Origin of the sequence: Nonomuraea sp. MG754425 (assembly GCF_021699195.1) — a bacterium.
Lineage (GTDB): Bacteria > Actinomycetota > Actinomycetes > Streptosporangiales > Streptosporangiaceae > Nonomuraea.
Map to the genome: position 1 here is coordinate 1 of NZ_SSXE01000361.1, position 5,489 is coordinate 5,489.

The window sequence follows — 5,489 nt, forward strand, 5'->3', positions numbered from 1 at the left end:
GTGGGGTGGTGACGGGTGGGTCATTGGCTCATTGTGTGACGGCCCGCCGCCCTCGCCCCGCCCGCGCGGGCCAAGGGGTATGGGAGTGAACCGGGGCCGCGCGCCCGTGCGTATCAGAGCAAGGGCCTGTCGGCATCGCGTGGCCGGGAGGACCGGGCCGTCAGCCGAACTCCTCGACGTACTCCTCCGTCGGTCCCAGTTCGGGCCGGTCCCGCAGTTCCAGGACGTCGCCGAGCCGTTCCAGCTCCAGGACCGTCACGGTGTTCGCGCCCGCGCGCAGCAGCGGGGCCGGGCAGTACAGCGTGACCTGGGGCCCGATGTCCCAGTGGCGGCCGAGCAGGAAGCCGTTGACCCAGACGAGGCCGCGGCCGGATCCCGGCAGGGCGAGGAAGGTGTCGGCGGGCTCCTCGACGCGCACGGTCGCCGCGGCGAACCCGGTCCGGACCGCGGGTCGCGGTGTGCAGCACCATGCCCGCGTCGAGCCCGAGGCGTTCGAACGAGGCGGGCCGCGGCCCGGCCGTGGTGCGGGCGGGCACGGCGCGGAGGCCGTCGAGCAGGCCGGTTCGGGGCACGAGCGGCACGCGCGCGGGCGGCAGCACCGGCATGCGCTCGGGCACCCGGACGGGACCCCGCGCGCCGAGCACCTCCCGCATGGCGTGGAACTCGGGGGTGAGCGTGCCGTCCTCGGCGATCGGGGCGTCGGAGTCGTAGCTGGTCGCGGTGGGTTGCAGGCGGCCGCCGGACTCGTTGGCGCCGGCCCACAGGCCGAAGTTGGTGCCGCCGTGCGCCATGTAGACGCTCACGCTGCCGCCGTCGGCGACGATCCCTTCGAGGGTGCGCACGGCGCTGTCCACCCCGCGTACGTGGTGCCGCTCGCCCCAGTGGTCGAACCAGCCGTTCCAGAACTCGGCGACGACGAACGGCTCCTCGGCCCGCCGCGAGGCGAGCAGCCGCCGGGCGGCCTCGGGCTTGGAGCCCAGGGTGACGCGGTGAGGGTGCCGGGCAGGGCGCCTCCGTCCAGCACGCGGACCGGTAGCACCCGCGCTCAGCCGAGTTCCTCCCGGTACAGGGTCGTGAGCAGCGGCAGGGTGCGGGCGGCCACCTCGGCGGGCGAGCTGGGGCAACCGCGGTGGAGCCAGTCGGTGGCGACGCCGAGTAGCGCGCCGGCGGTGAAGGCGGCGGGCACGTCGTGCGGGGTGTCGGCGGTGAGGTCGGGCACGCCGGTGGCGGTGCGGTGAGCGTAGACGGCCACGGTGGCGCGGTGGCGGACGTGCTCCATGACGCGTGCGCTCCCCCGCGGCCCCAGCACGCTGCGGTAGAGGCCGGCGTGCTCGGCCAGGTGCGCGAAGAAGGTGAGCAGCGTGTCGGTCTTGGCCCCGGACGGGTCCGCCGCATCCGGGCCAGGGGGCCCGCCGGGGATGGCCTCGATGAGTTCGTCGATCATCGCCGTGCAGGCGGCGGCGGCCAGTTCGTGCACGTCGCGGTAGTGGTCGTAGAAGGTGGAGCGGCTCACGCCCGCGCGCTCGGCGACGTCGGCCACGCTGATCGCCGACAGGTCACGGTGCTGGACGAGCTCGATCAGGGTGGCTCTCAGTGCGGCCTGCGTGCGACGCACCCTCGGGTCGGCGTGTTCTTCGCCACGGTCTCTGGTGCTCGTCGTCACGCACGTCAGTGTAGTGTCTCGGACAATTGAAGGTTAGGCTACAGATGTAGGGAAGTTGTGCTGTCGGACCCCCGTTCTGATGGGAGAACCTTGACCACCGACTCCGCCGAGACGCTCCAGACCGCCCGCGGCTGCCCCTTCGCCCCGCCCGAGCAGCACCTGCGGTTCCTTCGCGAGCAGCCCGTCACCAAGGTGACACTGCCGACGGGCCGGGACGCCTGGGTGGCCGCGCGCTACGAGGACATCCGGACGATCCTGAGCGACCCGCGCTTCAGCGCCGACCGCCGCCACCCCAACTCGCCCCGGCTGAGCAGCGCCGACGGGCAGATCAGCCACTCGCCGCTGCCGAAGATGATGCTGGAGATGGACCCGCCCGAGCACGGCCACGCCCGCCGCCAGGTGATCGGCGAGTTCACCGTGCGGCGCATGGCGGCGCTGCGCCCGCGCATCCAGCAGATGGTGGACGAGCACCTCGACGCCATGCTCGCCGGCCCGGGCCCGGCCGACCTGGTCACGGCGCTGGCGCTGCCGGTGCCGTCGCTGGTGATCTGCGAGCAGCTCGGCGTGCCGTACGCCGACCACGACTTCTTCCAGGTCCACTCGGCGCAGTTGCTCAACCGCAAGGCCACCGAGCAGGAACGGCAGCACGCCGTGCTGGAGCTGGCCGTCTACCTCGACAAGCTGATCACGGCCAAGGAGCAGGAGCCGACCGACGACCTGCTCGGCCGCCAGATCGCCAAGCAGCGCGAGAACGGCGAGGTGGACCACCAGGCGCTGATCAGCCTGGCGTTCCTGCTGCTGATCGCCGGGCACGAGACCACGGCCAACATGATCTCGCTGGGCACGTACATGCTGCTGGAGCACCCCGAGTCGCTCGACGCGCTGCGCGCGCAGCCGGACAAGATCCCGAGCGCGGTCGAGGAGCTGCTGCGTTTCTTCACCATCGCCGAGCTGGCGATGGCCCGGGTGACCCTGGAGGACGTCGAGCTCAGCGGCACCGTGATCCCGGCGGGCTCCGGCGTGGTCATGCTGGCCAACGCCGGCAACCGCGACCCGGAGGTGTACCAGGACCCGGAGCGGTTCGACATCGACCGCGACGACCGCAGCCACCTCGCCTTCGGCTACGGCGCCCACCAGTGCCTGGGGCAGAACCTGGCCCGCGTCGAGCTGGAGATCGTCTTCGAGACGCTGCTGCGACGGGTGCCGGGGCTGCGGCTGGCCGTGCCCGCCGAGGAGCTGTCGTTCAAGGACGACTCCACCGTCTACGGCATGCACGAGCTGCCCGTCACCTGGTGACACCCTTTCCGAGCCCGTCCCGGCCGCGCGAGCGGGCCGGGGCGGGCTCCGGCGTTCGCTAGGCGACCGGGAGGTGGGCGCGCTCGCCGTTGTGGTCGAGGATCGACAGGATCTCGACCGGGCCCTCGTGGGCGCCGACGGCGTGCGGGGTCATCGTCGAGAACTCGGCCGCCTCGCCCGCCGCCACCAGGATGACCCGCTCCCCGAGCTGCAGCCGGGCGGTGCCGGACAGCACGGTGAACCACTCGCGGCCCGGGTGCACCTTCAGGTGGTCCGCGCCGGTGGGCCGCTCGGGGGTGATGCGCAGCTTCGCCGCGGTCACGCCGTGCGGGGAACGCTCGCGCGACAGCAGCCAGCTCGTCAGCCCGTGCTCGTGGCAGGGCTGCGGGCGGATCACCACGTCCTCGTCGTCGGCGGACTCGACGAGCTGGTCGAGCGTGGTGTCGAGGGCGCGGGCGATGGGGACGAGCTGGTCGAGCGCGATCCGGCGATGGCCGGTCTCGATGCGGCTCAGGTTCGACGGGCTGATGCGGCAGCGGGCCGAGAGCGCGTCCAGCGTCCAGCCGCGGGCCAGGCGCAGGCCGCGGATGCGGCGGCGGATCACGGCGTCGAGGTCCGTCTCTTGCGTCATGGGCAGGAGTCTATGCCGCACGGGCATGATGTTGACGTGAACGGGATGAAGGGATACGTTCCGGTAGATTTCACGGTTGTCCAAGGGAAATCCGGTGAGATGCCGGTGCGGACGCGCCACTGTATCCGGGGCTGAGACCCCGGGAGCCAGGTCGCTTGGACGGTCGTGACCTCGCTATATGGGACGCGTCACCCTGAGGAGGCCTGACATGAGTGGACTGTCCACTCCATCGACCATCCCCCTTCCCCGCCTGCGGCCATGGCTCCTGGCCGTACCCGTTCATCCGGCACGCCACGACACCCGGCATGCGCGCGGCCCGCTTCCCCGGCGGAGCCGACGACGCCGACCCGGCGGCCCTCACGCGCGCCGCCGGCCTGCGTCCGCTGGTGGCGGGACGGGCCGCGTGGATCTCGCCCGCCGTCGCCGCGCGGCGGACCGCCCTGGCCGCCGGCCTGGAACCACGCGTGCTCGACGCGCTCCGGGAGGCCGACTGCGGGCGGTGGCGCGGCCTGCCGTACGAGCGGGTCGCGCGGGAGGAGCCCGAGGCGCTGGCGCGCTGGCTGGCCGACCCGCACGCCGCGCCGCACGGCGGTGAGAGCCGGGCCGCGTTCGCCGGCCGGGTGGCGGCCTGGCTCGGCTCCGTGACGGCGGAGGCCGGGCCGGACGCGGCCGGGACGGTCGTCGTCTGCGACGCCGGGGTCATCAGGGCGGCGCTCGGGCAGGCCCTGGGCCTGGACCCGACGGCCACGACCCGATTCGATCTCGCGCCCCTGTCCGCCACCGAACTGGCCGCGGCGCGGGACGGCTGGCGGGTCTCGTACGTCAACCGAAAGGTCTGAGTTTTGATCGTCACCTATCCGTTCAGCGCCGTGGTCGGCCTCGCCGACCTGAAGCTGGCGCTGGTGCTCAACGCCGTCTCGCCCCGGGTGGGCGGCGTGCTCGTCCGCGGCGAGAAGGGCACCGCCAAGTCCACGATCGTGCGGGCGCTGGCGGCCCAGTTGCCCACCGTGGAGGTGGTGCCCGGCTGCCGGTTCGCCTGCGATCCGGCCGCGCCCGGCACCGGGTGCCCCGACGGGCCGCACGAGCCGGCCGCCGGGGGCGACAGCCGTCCCGCCGCGCTGGTGGAACTGCCGGTCGGCGCGTCGGAGGACCGGCTGGTCGGCTCGCTCGACGTGGAGCGGGCGCTGACGGAGGGCGTGAAGGCGTTCGAGCCCGGCCTGCTGGCCGCCGCGCACCGCGGCGTCCTGTACGTGGACGAGGTGAACCTCCTGCACGACCACCTCGTCGATCTGCTGCTGGACGCCGCCGCGCTCGGGACGTGCTACGTCGAGCGCGAGTCCGTGTCCGTCCGGCACGCCGCCCGCTTCCTGCTCGTGGGCACCATGAACCCGGAGGAGGGCGAGCTGCGCCCGCAGCTCCTCGACCGGTTCGGGCTGACGGTCGAGGTCAGGGCGTCCCGCGATCCTGCCGAACGCGCCGAGGTGGTGCGGCGGCGGCTCGCCTTCGACGCCGACGCCACGGCGTTCGCGGAGCGGTGGGCCGGGGAGGAGGCCGCGCTGGCCCACCGGATCGCCGCCGCCCGCGCCCGGGTGGGCGGGGTGCGGCTGCCGGACGCGCGGCTGCGGCAGATCGCGACGGTGTGCGCGGCGTTCGAGGTGGACGGGCTGCGCGCCGACCTCGTCACCGCCAACGCCGCCGTCGCCCACGCCGCCTGGCAGGGCCGCGACACGGTCACCACCGAGGACGTGCGCGCCGCCGCCCGCCTGTCGCTGCCGCACCGCAGGCGGCGCGACCCGTTCGACGCCCCCGGCCTGGACGAGGCGCTGCTGGACGAGCTCCTGGAGCGGACGTCCGGCGACGACGACCCGGACGACCCCCGAGACGACGGCCCGCCCGAGG

General features: G+C 73.9%; 5 protein-coding genes, 2 pseudogenes and 1 riboswitch. Of the genes and pseudogenes, 3 read left to right on the forward strand and 4 right to left on the reverse strand.

Going from position 1 to position 5,489, the window contains the following annotated elements:
* Positions 1 to 160: 160 nt before the first annotated feature.
* The 3 genes and pseudogenes from FAF44_RS52370 to FAF44_RS52380 form a co-directional block, all read right to left on the reverse strand.
* A pseudogene (locus FAF44_RS52370) lies at positions 161 to 421 on the reverse strand (beta galactosidase jelly roll domain-containing protein); the annotation flags it as partial.
* Positions 422 to 698: 277 nt separating this feature from the next.
* A pseudogene (locus FAF44_RS56580) lies at positions 699 to 1,124 on the reverse strand (beta-galactosidase); the annotation flags it as partial.
* Positions 1,046 to 1,663, reverse strand: coding sequence for a TetR/AcrR family transcriptional regulator (locus tag FAF44_RS52380; RefSeq protein WP_237110983.1), 618 nt, complete (start codon positions 1,661 to 1,663; stop codon positions 1,046 to 1,048). The gene FAF44_RS52380 and the pseudogene FAF44_RS56580, both read right to left, overlap by 79 nt.
* 90 nt (positions 1,664 to 1,753) lie before the next feature.
* Here FAF44_RS52380 and FAF44_RS52385 point away from each other — a divergent pair, with 90 nt between their 5' ends.
* Positions 1,754 to 2,959, forward strand: a complete 1,206-nt coding sequence (locus tag FAF44_RS52385; RefSeq protein ID WP_237110984.1) for a cytochrome P450 — start codon at positions 1,754 to 1,756, stop codon at positions 2,957 to 2,959.
* A 58-nt stretch (positions 2,960 to 3,017) separates the two neighbouring features.
* Here the strand turns inward: FAF44_RS52385 and FAF44_RS52390 are convergent, their stop codons facing one another.
* Positions 3,018 to 3,590 carry a helix-turn-helix domain-containing protein gene (locus FAF44_RS52390; RefSeq protein WP_237110985.1) on the reverse strand — a complete coding sequence of 191 codons (573 nt, stop codon included), beginning with the start codon at positions 3,588 to 3,590 and terminating at the stop codon, positions 3,018 to 3,020.
* A 44-nt stretch (positions 3,591 to 3,634) separates the two neighbouring features.
* A riboswitch (cobalamin riboswitch) is annotated at positions 3,635 to 3,764 on the forward strand.
* 38 nt (positions 3,765 to 3,802) lie between these two features.
* On the opposite strand from FAF44_RS52390, the gene FAF44_RS52395 reads away from it, so the two are divergent.
* Both FAF44_RS52395 and FAF44_RS52400 read left to right on the forward strand, forming a co-directional pair.
* Entirely contained in the window at positions 3,803 to 4,429 is a 627-nt protein-coding gene (locus FAF44_RS52395) for a histidine phosphatase family protein (protein WP_237110986.1), read from the forward strand.
* A 6-nt stretch (positions 4,430 to 4,435) separates the two neighbouring features.
* Positions 4,436 to 5,489: ATP-binding protein (locus FAF44_RS52400; protein ID WP_237110987.1), on the forward strand; the 1,054-nt coding region annotated here is incomplete at its 3' end.

What these genes read in the sequence shown, in the direction of transcription:
- FAF44_RS52390 (WP_237110985.1), bottom strand. Translation starts at nt 3,590, where the DNA reads ATGACGCAAGAGACGGACCTCGACGCCGTGATCCGCCGCCGCATCCGC.